The organism is Okeania sp. SIO2C9 (assembly GCF_010672455.1).
In the GTDB taxonomy this organism is placed as follows: Bacteria; Cyanobacteriota; Cyanobacteriia; order Cyanobacteriales; family Microcoleaceae; genus Okeania.
The window spans coordinates 18,249-31,556 of sequence record NZ_JAAHGO010000043.1 but is presented as its reverse complement, the minus strand read 5'-3'; the positions used below and the strand labels follow the sequence as shown (position 1 = coordinate 31,556).

At 36.2% G+C, this 13,308-nt stretch carries 9 protein-coding genes and 1 pseudogene; 6 read left to right on the top strand and 4 right to left on the bottom strand.

The genetic code is table 11. From position 1 onward, the window contains the following. The first annotated feature begins 357 nt into the window (after positions 1-357). Together F6K23_RS26310 and F6K23_RS26305 are read left to right on the top strand one after the other, a co-directional pair. Positions 358-675, top strand: a complete 318-nt coding sequence (locus F6K23_RS26310) for a DUF6825 family protein (protein ID WP_293161282.1) — start codon at positions 358-360, stop codon at positions 673-675. 78 nt (positions 676-753) lie between these two features. Continuing rightward, positions 754-2,514 (top strand): ABC1 kinase family protein, encoded by a 1,761-nt coding sequence (locus F6K23_RS26305; RefSeq protein ID WP_375340787.1) that lies wholly within the window; start codon positions 754-756, stop codon positions 2,512-2,514. 1,154 nt (positions 2,515-3,668) lie between these two features. Here F6K23_RS26305 and F6K23_RS26300 read toward each other — a convergent pair. From F6K23_RS26300 to F6K23_RS26280, 3 genes and pseudogenes are all read right to left on the bottom strand, one after another. Beyond that, on the bottom strand, positions 3,669-4,313 hold the full coding sequence (locus F6K23_RS26300) for a Uma2 family endonuclease (RefSeq protein WP_293161280.1): 645 nt from the start codon (positions 4,311-4,313) through the stop codon (positions 3,669-3,671). Positions 4,314-4,441: 128 nt separating this feature from the next. Then, positions 4,442-6,283, bottom strand: a pseudogene (locus F6K23_RS42165) (SUMF1/EgtB/PvdO family nonheme iron enzyme). Positions 6,284-6,909: 626 nt separating this feature from the next. Then, complete coding sequence (locus F6K23_RS26280) at positions 6,910-7,380, bottom strand: transposase (RefSeq protein ID WP_293161276.1); 471 nt, start codon at positions 7,378-7,380, stop codon at positions 6,910-6,912. A 768-nt stretch (positions 7,381-8,148) separates the two neighbouring features. Here F6K23_RS26280 and glgX point away from each other — a divergent pair. Next, a complete protein-coding gene (gene glgX / locus F6K23_RS26275; protein ID WP_293161274.1) occupies positions 8,149-10,272 on the top strand; it encodes a glycogen debranching protein GlgX in 2,124 nt (707 codons plus the stop codon). A gap of 276 nt (positions 10,273-10,548) precedes the next feature. Then, entirely contained in the window at positions 10,549-11,094 is a 546-nt protein-coding gene (locus F6K23_RS26270) for a hypothetical protein (RefSeq protein WP_293161272.1), read from the top strand. Positions 11,095-11,331: 237 nt separating this feature from the next. Here F6K23_RS26270 and F6K23_RS26265 read toward each other — a convergent pair whose 3' ends face one another. After that, on the bottom strand, positions 11,332-11,874 hold the full coding sequence (locus tag F6K23_RS26265; RefSeq protein WP_293161270.1) for a DNA-binding protein: 543 nt from the start codon (positions 11,872-11,874) through the stop codon (positions 11,332-11,334). Between the two features lie 127 nt (positions 11,875-12,001). On the opposite strand from F6K23_RS26265, the gene F6K23_RS26260 reads away from it, so the two are divergent. Further along, complete coding sequence (locus F6K23_RS26260) at positions 12,002-12,286, top strand: helix-turn-helix domain-containing protein (protein ID WP_237397217.1); 285 nt, start codon at positions 12,002-12,004, stop codon at positions 12,284-12,286. Further along, a complete protein-coding gene (locus F6K23_RS26255; protein WP_293161268.1) occupies positions 12,174-13,262 on the top strand; it encodes a transposase in 1,089 nt (362 codons plus the stop codon). Before F6K23_RS26260 ends, F6K23_RS26255 begins: the two co-directional genes overlap by 113 nt. Positions 13,263-13,308 lie beyond the last annotated feature (46 nt).

The following is a 13,308-nucleotide window of genomic DNA, read 5'->3' as shown; positions in this document are numbered from 1 at the left end:
AGGTAAACATCTTGCAGGTAGCAAGATTCGGATATTTCTGAAATGATGTGATACAATACTTTACAATTAGGAGAACATTAATTGCCAACTGAGACAATTAGGTCTCAAAAACTGGAAAAGATTAACAAACAAAATAAATAATTAGAAGTATTTTAGAAGGATGGTGATTAAGATATATTTATAGTAAATATATACTAAATAAATCATAAAACATTAAAACTTGCTTAACCATAAGTAGCATAATTGAAAAATCAATAGAAAGCTTGTTAAGTAAATAAAAAAAAAGATTAGCCTTGCTTTTCCAGAAAATATCAATCAAAATTAATTACTAAAATCTCAAGATAGACAACTTTAATTATGAGTAAATCACCACTTCATGCCTTTTTCGTTGGTAGAGCTATTGCAGAAGGAGTTTACGAACAACTAGAAAACGTTGTTACTAACTCTCTTAGTACACTAGGAAAATTTGATGCAGAGCAAAGAGAGAATTTGCGAAGTTTCATTGAACAAGCATTAGAAAGAGCAGACCAGGAAGCTCAAACAGAAAATAATATCAGTAGCTCCAGCAACTTAGACTATCAACCCAAAGACCTACAAGCTATAATCGACGACTTAAGAGCTGAAGTCGCTCAAGTTAGATCGGAACTACAAAAATATCGTAGTGGTTCTGTCTAAAGATAATCCGACCACTAACTTTGTCCATTGCTATCAGCTAAACCTTAATCATATCACAAATTATTATATACTGCTACTGTGTCTGTTCTGCTTGATGACAACATAATTAACCGCAAGGGACAAGCTAACTATACAACTGGAGGCTCAATGACCAAAGCCTCCACAAAATCCTATAGTGATAAAGCTTATCGCTGGAATAAAGAGAATTATTCTCGCCAGCGTCGTTACATTGATATTTGGGCTTTTTTTCTCACCTGGCTAACCTGGCTATGGGTAGACAAAAAAAATTGGAGCTACCGAGGGGGAGTAACAGAAGAAAAGAAAAATCTCAGACGTCGCAAACAAGCAATTTGGGTACGAGAGACAATGCTAGAATTAGGCCCCACTTTCATCAAGTTGGGACAACTATTCTCTACTCGTGCAGACTTATTTCCTGTTGAGTACGTCGAAGAACTTTCAAAACTCCAAGATAAAGTCCCCGCTTTCAACTACGAACAGGTAGAAACAATAATCTTAGAAGATCTAGGAAAAAAGACAGACGAACTATACCATAACTTTGAACCAGTACCCCTAGCTGCGGCGAGTTTAGGTCAAGTTCATAGAGCGCAACTTCATTCTGGTGAAGATATAGTAGTCAAAATACAAAGACCAGGGCTGAAAAAACTATTCCAAATCGATTTAACTATTCTTAAAGGGGTAGCTCGTTATTTTCAAAGACATCCAGAATGGGGTCGCGGCCGAGATTGGTTGGGTATCTATGAAGAATGTTGCCGAATTCTGTGGCTAGAAATAGATTATCTGAACGAAGGTCGTAATGCTGATACCTTTCGCCGTAACTTCCGAAACTGTAATTGGGTAAAAGTACCAAGAGTTTATTGGCGGTATTCAGCACCACGGGTACTGACTTTAGAGTATGTTCCAGGTATCAAGATTAGTAATTATGAAGCTCTCGAAGCATCAGGTCAAGACCGTAAGGCTTTGGCTAGAATGGGTGCTGAAGCTTACTTACGACAACTATTGAATGATGGGTTTTTCCATGCCGATCCTCATCCGGGCAATATTGCTGTTAGTCCAGAGGGAGGATTAATTTTCTACGATTTTGGCATGATGGGGCAAATCAAGTCTAATATACGGGAAAAACTCATGGGAACTCTTTATGGCATTGCTTCAAAAGATGCTGAAAGAGTGATTATCTCTCTAATAGATTTAGGAGCGTTAACTCCTACTGGAGATATGGGCCCTGTGAGACGGTCGATCCAATATATGTTGGATAATTTTATGGATAAGCCGTTTGAAGCTCAGTCAATCACAGCTATTAGTGATGACTTATACGAGGTTGCTTATGACCAACCTTTCCGTTTTCCGGCAACTTTTACTTTTGTGATGCGAGCTTTCTCTACTTTGGAGGGGGTTGGTAAGGGTTTAGACCCAGAGTTTAATTTTATGGAGGTGGCACAACCGTTTGCCATGGAGCTGATGTCTGATGGAAATTCTCAAAATACTATTTTTAATGAACTAGGTCGTCAAGCGGCTCAGGTTAGTTCTACTGCTTTGGGTTTGCCTCGTCGTATTGAGGATGCGATTGATAAGTTGGAGCAGGGGGATATTAGGGTTCGGGTTCGGGCTACGGAAACTGATAGGTTGGTTCGGCGGGTTAGTAATGTGCAAATGGGTACTAATTATGCCTTGCTTATTAGTGGTTTTACTTTGTCGGCGACTATTCTCTATGTTAATAATCAGCCTGGTCTAGCATTTGCTTTGATTTTAGTGGTTGTTGTGATGGGGTTTGCTTTTATACGATTGTTGAAGCGTATTAATCGGTTAGACAAGATGATGTGATAAATTTTTTCTATTTTTAACTATCTTTGCCCACCCTAGTAAATCAAATTTGGTGGGTTTTTAAGTTTTAGTTTTCTGTTTTCCAATTTGTCATCAATCTCTGACAAAAAAAATCTCTGACAAAAAAAGAGAAATTTTTTCTACATCGGCTAACGAAGTTTCAATATTTTTAGTGCTCTTGTTCAGTTTTGTAGTAAGCTATGAACAGTGATAAATTCCAGCGGTTAGTTATTACTTGACTAGATTTTCAAGCTGCAAATACTTATTATTTCGTTGTTTTGTCGGGTGATCGCTCCTCTCTTCCTCTACTATGAATAACTAATTTTTCTCTTCTCATTTTTATGGGAGTTGACCTATCTACTTTTTCGTGATATGTGGGTTGTGATTTTGGTAGATATTAGTCTTTATTTCGGGTAGTTCTTCAGCTTTTTGGTATTCTTTAGTTGAATAAAAAGTCATGCGTAGGGGCGAGCTACTCCCAATAATAAAACTGTATCATGGTTATTTACAGAGTGCAAGGCAAAATCCATCGCCGATTTTTTTGAGCTTCAGAAAATGATTGATCGTGTTATGAGAGTAGGTAATGTCATAGAAGGAGCGATCGCCACAAGAGAGAAGAAAAAGTGGCAGTAAGATTTTCCTTTGCCAGAGGTTGTGATGTATATCTTTTCTGACCTTCACAAAATGATTTTCGCACTTTGTCGATTTCTATGACTATATTAGTTACCCTCAAAAAAAATTCCTTTTTTGCGTTGAATAAAAAGTCATGCATAGGGGCAAGCAACTCCCAATAATAAAACTGTATCACGGTTATTTACAGAGTGCAAGGCAAAATCCATCGCCGATTTTTTTGAGCTTCAGAAAATGATTGATCGTGTTATGAGAGTAGGTAATGTCATAGAAGGAGCGATCGCTACAAGAGAGAAGAATAAGTGGGAGTAAGATTTTCCCTTGCCAGAGGTTGTGATGTATATCTTTTCTGAACTCCACAAAATGATTTTTGTTATTTTTGGTGAGATGCAAGATATTTATATTTTTTTGGAGCTTTCAAGAATGATGAGGTAAAGATAGAAAATGGCATACTAAGGATTCTGCCACGGATGCGCTCACACGGATTTGGCCACGGATGTACGGATTGATTAATGAGTTTATTTTTACTTCTGTTGAAATTCCTTTAATAACCAAGGATAAACTTGACCTTGGTTTGTTTGGCAACTGCGCTGAAGTGCTTCTTCTAGCAAAGAAATGGCTAAACCTGGTAAAACTTGAGACTGGTTAATTTTTCTACTTCCTCCATTGGCAACTGCAAAAGCAATAATTTCTAGATTCTGTACGTCAACTATCCAATATTCAGAGACATTCATTGCTTCATACAACAAACGTTTTTCGCCTTTATCATCTAATAGGGAGGTATTAGCAACTTCAATGACTAGGGTTGGTGGAGGATAAATATCTAGATCGATAATAGAGGTTCCCCTGGGAATAATATTTGCATTTTCAGCAATGTAACAGGAGACATCGGGTTGAGCTTCTCGAAGCCCAGTTTTGCGGTAGGTGCAGTTATCTTTAAAGTTTAGGTTAATATTTCTGGTAGCAGCAAAGAGGCCAACTGCAATAGTGATAACTGCATGGTCATTAGCGTGGTCGTTGCCTACGGGGGGCATTTCTATTCTGAGTTTTCCGTTGTGATAGTAACTTTTGGCTTTTTCGTAAGTTGGGTCTTGAATAGTTTGGATGTATTTTTGCCAAGTTGCTGTTACCCAGGTATCTGTGGTTAGTTGGGCTTGGGTTTGATTCATTGTGGAATAATTTTAATTTATTGCAGTAAGGGAATTTCAAAAAAATTTCGACGCGCGTTAGTGCGATTCAAAGGAAAGAGGAAAGAAGGATAAAGGGAACAAGGGGAAAAGAAAAGAGGGGAAGAATCCTAGGAACCAGAGACAGACGAGACAATCCGAAAACCCCTATAGTTGATGAAGCCGTCGGCATCGCAGTCGTTACGCCTGGGACTCCGGCAATACCTAGAATTGTTGTTCCAGCTACCGCCACGGAGCATTCTTCTATTGCTATCTCCTTCAGTTTCCCAAGAACTTCCGTCGGTAGGCGCTCCATTATAATTACCGTGCCAGATATCCTGACACCATTCCAACACATTGCCGTGCATATCGTATAAACCAAAAGCATTGGGAGGAAAAGTTCCTACATCGGTTGTTTCTTGCCGACATTTGTCTTTAGGAGCATAAGCATAAGGATAGTTACCGTTGTAGTTAACTAACTCAGACGTTATAGTTTCTCCAAAATAAAAAGGTTTTGTTGTTCCTGCTCGACAAGCATATTCCCACTGACTTTCACTAGGCAACCTGTAAATTTTCCCAGTTTTCCTAGATAGCTTTTTGCAAAACTCTATAGCGTCATACCAACTCACAGTTTCTACTGGGCGGTTTTTTCCTCTAAAATTAGAAGGATTATTTCCCATCATAACTTGATATTGTTGTTGAGTAATTGGATATTTACTCATATAAAAAGGTTGGAGAGTAACTTCATGTTGCGGACCTTCATTTTTCTCTCTTCCCTCTTCATTGTCTGGGGAACCCATGGTAAAACTTCCCCCAGGAATATAAACCATTTCTAATTTAATACCATTACCTAAATCTTCGATGTTTTGCCTAGCACTTCCCTGGGTGCGGTGAGTAATATAGCCGGATATATTGACAGTTGGAACTTCAAAAGTAAATACTTCTCCTTTCTCTGATTCTGTTGAATAGAAAACACAGGGCATTGATGATTTAGATATTTCTGGCGGAGAAGTAAATTGTTTTTGTAGTTGATTGGTAGGCTGAATAATTGATGGTTGAGATATTTGCGATGGAACAGTAGGCTGTATTTTTCTTTGATAGTTAGGCAGAATAAGAGACAAAATTTCTCCTACATTTTTAAACCTTTTCTTAGTTCCTGCAACAATCATTTTATCCAAGATTTCTCCAACTCTATCACTCACACTCGACTTTAAATAATCTCGCCAAACCCAATCATTTTCACTCACATCAAATAAATCAAAAGGTTCTACTTGAGTTAATAAATGAATACAAGTCAGACCCAAACTATAAATATCACTAGCAAAAGTTGCTTTTCCTACTGCTTGTTCTGGTGCAGCATATCCGGCAGAACCTATAACAGTTCCCGTCACAGCTAAAGCAGTCTTTGTGGCATATTTAGCTGCCCCGAAATCTACCAATATTAATTGATTATTATTCTTTCTCCTAATAATATTCTCTGGTTTAATATCTCGGTGAATTACCTGCTGAGAATGAATAAATTCCAACACAGGCAATAAACTTTTTAACAACTCCAAAATTTGACTTTCATCAAAAGCTCCTGAATCTTCTAATTCCTGTTGTAAATTTTGCCCGTCGATAAATTCTTGTACTAAATACTGTCGATTATCCTGAGTAAAATATGCCAAAAGTTCGGGAATTTGTGGATGTCTACCTAAACCATCTAAACGTTCAGCTTCTTGAGCAAATAATTCGGCAGCTTTTTCTCAAGTTTTAGTTCCTTGTGCTTGAGGAAAAAATTGTTTAATTACACAAAAAGGTTTTGAAGGTTTATATTCATCTACAGCTTGAAAAGTTCTGCCAAAACCTCCTTGCCCAATAATTTTTAGAGCGCGATAACGTTCGGCTAAAACTAATTTTTCACCACAACTTTGACAGAATATTGTTTGTGGGGGGTTAGATTTTAAACAGTCAGGATTTAAACATTGAGTCATTTTAGTTATCGGTTATCAGCTATCGAGTGCGAGCATCTTGCTCGCCTATTTAATAATAATACCAAACCTGTTAGGAATTGAAATTATGTTCTGGGAAATTGAAATTATTTTCTGGGGAATTGGAATTATTTTCTGGAAATTGAATTATCTTCTGGAAATTGAAATTATGTTCTGGAAATTGAATTATCTTCTGGAAATTGAAATTATGTTCTGGGAAATTGAATTATATTCTGGGAATTGAGATTATGTTCTGGAAAATTGAATTATCTTCTGGAAATTGAAATTATCTTCTGGGGAATTGAATTATGTTCTGGGAAATTGAAATTATATTCTGGGAAATTGAAATTATGTTCTAGGAAATTGAAATTATCTTCTGGGAAATTGAAATTATGTTCTAGGAATTTGAAATTATCTTCTGGAAATTGAATTATATTCTGGGAATTGAAATTGTGTTCTGGGGAAATTGAAATTGTGTTCTGGGGAAATTGAAATTATATTCTGGGAATTGAAATTATATTCTGGGAATTGAAATTATATTCTGGAAATTGAAATTATATTCTGGAAATTGAAATTATATTCTGGCGAGCAAGATGCTCGCCCTCGGTAGCTCGCCCTGGATAGGAATTTTAATTATTCTGAAAATATGGGGATGAATTTCTGTCTAATTCCCAGAAAAAAGGATATTCTTCTGGTTGATTTACCAATTCAGCTTTGACTGGGTTTTGTCTGATGTATTCCCAGACGTCTATCATTTCTTTTTGACTTTTAATTAATCTCTCGTGTCGGCCATCTTGCCAAACTTTACCAATGTGCTTTATAACTTTAGGAATTTCCTTGGCACTATAGCCTTTAATACTATGCAGAATACTTCCAATTGACCAATATTCTGATTCCTGTTTCAGAAAAGGTACGATTAAACAATGTACATGATCTGGCATAATTACGACGCTCAAAATTTGATATCTTTGTTTGTGAAAAAATAAGAATGAATTTAAAACTATTTCCCGTGCTTCTGGGGTTAATTCTGATCTTTCCCAGGTGACAAATGTGATGAAATAAGTAGGTTCTATAAATTGAAATTTAGGAGATTTTTTCATAATTTTGATGATGATTTTTTCTACCCAGTGCGAGCATCTTGCTCGCGTATTAATAATACAAAATTGATATAAATTTAATTATATTCTGGGAATTTGATGGTGATTTTTGCCTCCCAGTGCGAGCATCTTACTCGCGTATTAATAATACAAAATTGATATAAATTTAATTATATTCTGGGAATTTGATGGTAATTTTTTGCCTCCCAACACGAGCATCTTGCTCGCGCGTTTAATAATACAAAATTGATATAAATTTAATTATATTCTGGGAATTTAATGGTAATTTTTTGCCTCCCAGTGCGAGCATCTTGCTCGCGTATTAATAATACAAAATTGATATAAATTTAATTATATTCTGGGAATTTGATGGTGATTTTTTCCACCCAGCACGAGCATCTTGCTCGCGTATTAATAATACAAAATTGGTAGAATTTTTAATTATCTTCTGGTAATTTGATGGTGATTTTTTTGCCACCCAGTGCGAGCATCTTGCTCGCGTATTAATAATACAAAACCAGGCGAAAATTTTGATAATGTTCTGACAATTTTAATAATATTCTGGCAATTTTAATAATGTTCTGACAATTTTAATAATATTCTGACAATTTTGATAATGTTCTGACAATTTTAATAATGTTCTGACAATTTTAATAATATTCTGGCGAGCTAGAAGCTCGCACTGGATAGCTCACCCTGGATAGCTCCCCCCGTTTCCTGTTATAAAATATAAAAAAATACCTCTAATTCTGGAGAATTCTCAATTTATCTATGTATGTACCACTTTGGCCTGGAAAACCATATCCTCTAGGAGCATCCTGGGATGGTAAAGGCACTAACTTTGCTATATTCTCTGAAAATGCTACTAAGGTTGAACTTTGCCTATTTGACAAGCAAAATCAAGAAACACGCTTCACTCTGACAGAAGTTAGTAACTTTGTCTGGCATAGCTATGTACCAGGTATAGGTCCAGGTCAAAGATATGGATTTCGAGTACATGGCCCCTACGAACCATCCCAAGGCCATCGTTTTAATGCCAATAAACTACTAATTGACCCTTACGCAAAAGCAATTGATGGGGATATACTCTATGGTCAAGAAATATTTGCCTATTCTTGGGATGACCCAGAAAAAGATTTAGCCTGCACCTTAGATGATGATGCTCATCTAATGCCAAAATCTGTGGTGATTGATGAAAGTTTTGATTGGGGAAATGACCAACTATTAAATATTGCCAACCACGAAACAATAATTTATGAAATTCATCTCAGAGGGTTTACTAAACTACATCCTGACATTCCAGAAAATCTGAGGGGTACTTATGCAGGGTTAGCACATCCAACAGCGATCGCCTATCTTCAGTCTTTAGGCATTACGGCAGTAGAGTTAATGCCAGTTCATCACTTTCTCCGATACCCAGGACATTTAGTTGATAAGGAATTATCTAATTATTGGGGTTATGACTCGATTAATTATTTTGCTCCCTACAGTGGTTATAGTTCTAGTGGTAAAGCAGGGGAACAAGTTCGAGAATTTAAACAAATGGTCAAGGCTTTACATAAAGCTGGTATTGAGGTGATATTGGATGTAGTTTATAACCATACTGGAGAAGGTAATCATCTCGGTCCAACTTTATCCTTCAAAGGTATTGATAATGCTGCTTATTATCGCCTGGTAGAAGATGACCCCCGTTACTATATGGATTTTACTGGTTGCGGTAATTCTCTCAATGTTCGTCACCCCCAGGTATTGAAGTTAATTATGGATAGTCTGCGCTACTGGGTGACGGAAATGCACGTTGATGGTTTTCGATTTGATTTAGCTTCAGCTTTGGCGCGAGAATTATATGAAGTGGATAGTTTGGCAGCTTTCTTTGATATTGTGCATCAAGACCCAGTTATTTCCAATGTGAAATTAATTGCTGAACCTTGGGATGTGGGAGAAGGTGGTTATCAAGTTGGTAATTTTCCTCTATTGTGGTCGGAATGGAATGGTAAATATAGAGATGCAGTTAGAGATTTTTGGCGAGGAGAAGAGGAAACATTAGCTGAATTTGCTTATCGTTTTACGGGTAGTTCTGATTTATATGCTTCTAATGGTAGGTTGCCTCATGCCAGTATTAATTTTGTAACTGCTCATGATGGTTTTACTCTCAACGATATAGTTAGTTATAACGAAAAACATAATGAGGCAAATGGGGAAGATAATAATGATGGAGAGGAACATAATCGTTCTTGGAATTCTGGAGAGGAAGGGGAAACTGACGACCAAGAAGTGTTGGATTTAAGAAATCGTCAAAGGCGTAATTTTTTGGTGACTTTAATGTTGTCTCAGGGCGTACCAATGTTATTAGGTGGAGATGAATTTGGGCGGACGCAAGAAGGTAATAATAATGCCTATTGTCAGGATAATGAAATTTCTTGGTTAGATTGGAATTTACAGGTAGAAAATTCAGATTTATTAGACTTTACTCGACAGTTAATTTATTTCCGTTGTCAACATCCAGTATTTCATAGACGTAAGTGGTTTCAAGGTCGTGCTATTCATGGTTCGGATGTGAGTGATATAGGTTGGTATAATCCCGATGGTGGAGAAATGACTGAGGAACAATGGAATATTGATTTTGCTAAGGCTGTTGGTATCTTTTTAAATGGAGAGGAAATTCCTGCTAGTGGCGAGCGTGGGGAAAGGATTATTGATGATTGTTTTATGATATTTTTTAATGCTCATTATGAATTGATAGAGTTTACAATTCCTCCTAAGTTTCAAGATAGAAGTTGGGTAGTTATTGTTGATACGAGTAAGTCTCGTTTTGTGGAAAATGGTAAGCAATATCAAGGTGAAGTTCCTATTCCTGTGATGGAACGTTCAATTGTTGTTTTAAGGCGTTTGTAAGCATTTAGGTATTAGCAGTTAGCTCTCAGCTTTATTAATGGATGAAAAATTATTTGTAAGCATTTAGGTATTAGCTATCAGCTCTCAGTTTTTTAATTAATAGGGTGCATCTGAATTTTTGTAAAAATACTTTTTTTCTATTCCCTGTTGTCTATTGCTTTTTCCTTAAAAGCCAAAAATTGGCTTTTTTCAAAATTTAGATGCACCCAATGAATGAAACAATCATTGGTTTAACTTCCTGTTCAAATTGTTCTAGTAGTAGATACATCTACTTCCATGTCTGGTGAACGTATAGATTTCTTAAATTCTGGAATTTCTGCTTTTAAAAAAGAATTTGAACCGAGTAGCAAAATATCCCAATCTCTGGAATTAGCTATCATCACTTCTAATAGTAATCGGCGAGGAATTCAAGATTTTGTAAATATGGATGAATTTATCCCATCTCCTCTCAAAACCGAAGCAGAAACTATGATGGGTAAAGGAATTAATTTAGCATTACAAGAAATAGAAAATTATCAGGATAATTACCAAAGTAATAATATTCAGGACACTCAAAAACCTTGGTTATTTTATATAATAGGTATCCCTCCAACTGACCCAAATTGGCAAATAATTGATAAGGATTGGCAAAAATCCACGCAATGTGCTTGGAAAGCTGTAGAGGAAAATAAACTCAATTTTTTTGTAGTCAATGTTCAGGGAGTAGATAGCATTAACCTGATAAAATTTGGCTCTCCTAAAACATCTCCCAAGTTGTTCAATGGTTTCCCTGAATTATTCCGCTCGATTGCTGAAAATCTCAAAAAAAGTTTCCAGGAATGAAGAAGGAACTCCTGCTATTTCAATTCTGCCTATTACAGAATCGGCACAAGATAAGGATTGATTTTTAGACACTATTTTCTAGGGGAGAATAGCCATTCACCCCTACTTTGGTCTACTAAAATGAAAACCGTTGTTATTTTATTATCTTCCATTAAGAGAATTTATAGATAAGGAGGAGCGATCGCCACACACCTTTCCCAAAATTCACCCAAAACCACTATATATAGTAGTCAAAAACTATAACGTTGCAGATACACAGCGTTTAGCCTTTCGATTTTTTTGTTTTGCCCGCTGCTGAAGCACTTCCGGAGGCGGACCATAATCTCCGTTACTGAAATATACTCGCTCTACTATATTTCCCGGTTCTACTTCAATCCACAGACGGGCACCTCCAGCTTGACTTGTATTAGGTTTATGAGGTTGATACACTATTTGGCAAGGTCCATGAATTTTCACAGCGTGGCAATAATCTTTTTTACCTCCTACTTTTACGGCGACTGCTGTATGAGAAGTTCCATGGTCTCGGTTATAGTCTATGGTCTTTCGCAAAACATGAATAAAAGTATTGGCTGTGCGTTGATTTTTGTTCCAAGTTGGTTCTGGACCACGACGACCAGGCGTAATTTCTGGCATTCCCCTCTGATTTAGGGGAATCTGCCAAAGTCTTTTGACTTTTTTCGCACCAATAACACGACCAGTATTTAGTAGAAAACGCAATCTACCCGTAGAGATATTTAGAAGAAAAGCTGCTTCGGTGGTACTAACTAATGAGACAGTCATAACTATAACGTTAGGGTTTTAATAATGTAACTAATACAAGAAGTGGAATTTAGAATTTTTTTTTTAAAGTAATTAGGTTTAAGGGGTTAAGAAATTAACAATAGCAGTAAAGTGTATAATAAAAATTATGATAATTACTCATTGCTATAAAATCAAGCTAACCCCAAAACAGTCAGTCAAAATTGATTATTGGCTGGAACTGTTACGACGGCATTGGAATTATGCTTTAGGTCAAAGACTAGATTGGTTAAATAGAACTAGATGTCAAGTTGACCGTTGTTCATTAATTTCATGTCCTATTGGCGAGATTCAAGAGTTGCCAGATTATTATTTTCAGCAATCAGCACTTAAACAGACAAAAAAGCTATTTCCTGACTATAAAGAAATCTCCATACGAAGTTCAACAAATTAACTTACAAAGGTTAGATAAAGCCTGGAAGCGTTGGCTAATACCTGATAAAACTGGTAAACGTGGAGGACGACCAAGATTTAAAAAATCAGGAAAGTTAAGGTCATTTTCTTTCAGTAGAGTCAATCATCCCAAAGCAGTAATTAAATTTGATGGAAAACAAATAATTACTAGGAGGTTTGGTGCGATTCGAGTCATAGTTCATAGACCAATTCCAGATAGGTTTGTTATCAAAACAGCAACTATAACTAAAAAAGCTGACGGCTATTATATTAGTTTTAGTTTGGAAGATAAGTCAGTTCCTAGTTTAATTCCTACAGATAATATCAAAAATTCTGTAGGTATTGATGTAGGTTTAAAAGAGTTTTTAACTACTAATACTGGTGAGACTGTTTCTGTTCCAAATTTCTATAGAAAAGCACAATCTAATTTAGCTAGAAAACAAAGTAAAGCAGCTAGAAAAGAAATTGGGTCTAATAACTGGAAAAAGGCACAAAATAAAATAGCTAGATTACACCAACATATTGCTAGACAAAGAGAAGATTTCCACTATAAAACTGCTAATAAATTAGTTAAAAAATATGACTTAATTGCTGTAGAAGACCTTAATATAAAAGGTTTAGCTAGAAATACTAAACTATCAAAATCAATTTATGATGTAGCCTGGGGAGCTTTTATTGAAAAGTTGAATGCAGTAGCGGTAAAACGCGGTGTTCATGTAATAAAAGTTAACCCTCACAATGCATCACAAAATTGTAGTAATTGTGGTCAAAAAGTACCTAAAACTTTATCAGTCAGAACTCATTCTTGTCCTAAGTGTAAAACGGTTTTAGATAGAGACGAGAACGCTGCAATTAACATATTAAATAAAGCATTAAACGAGGTGGGTATCATCTTGTCTGCTTGTGGAGGCTTAGACGTTGGTCAGCCTGTGAGACAAGAAACTTCTGAAACTGGGGTTCAATTATCTTTGTTCTAGAAGCTCCCGTTATAATCTCCGATTTAAGGGGAGAGAACTTCACGAA

Excerpts from the sequence above, each read along its gene's own strand:
- F6K23_RS26265 (WP_293161270.1), bottom strand. The coding sequence starts at position 11,874 with ATGACTGTCTCATTAGTTAGTACCACCGAAGCAGCTTTTCTTCTAAAT.
- F6K23_RS26270 (WP_293161272.1), top strand. The coding sequence starts at position 10,549 with ATGTCTGGTGAACGTATAGATTTCTTAAATTCTGGAATTTCTGCTTTT.
- glgX (WP_293161274.1), top strand. The coding sequence starts at position 8,149 with ATGTATGTACCACTTTGGCCTGGAAAACCATATCCTCTAGGAGCATCC.
- F6K23_RS26300 (WP_293161280.1), bottom strand. The coding sequence starts at position 4,313 with ATGAATCAAACCCAAGCCCAACTAACCACAGATACCTGGGTAACAGCA.
- F6K23_RS26260 (WP_237397217.1), top strand. The coding sequence starts at position 12,002 with ATGATAATTACTCATTGCTATAAAATCAAGCTAACCCCAAAACAGTCA.
- F6K23_RS26310 (WP_293161282.1), top strand. The coding sequence starts at position 358 with ATGAGTAAATCACCACTTCATGCCTTTTTCGTTGGTAGAGCTATTGCA.
- F6K23_RS26280 (WP_293161276.1), bottom strand. The coding sequence starts at position 7,380 with ATGAAAAAATCTCCTAAATTTCAATTTATAGAACCTACTTATTTCATC.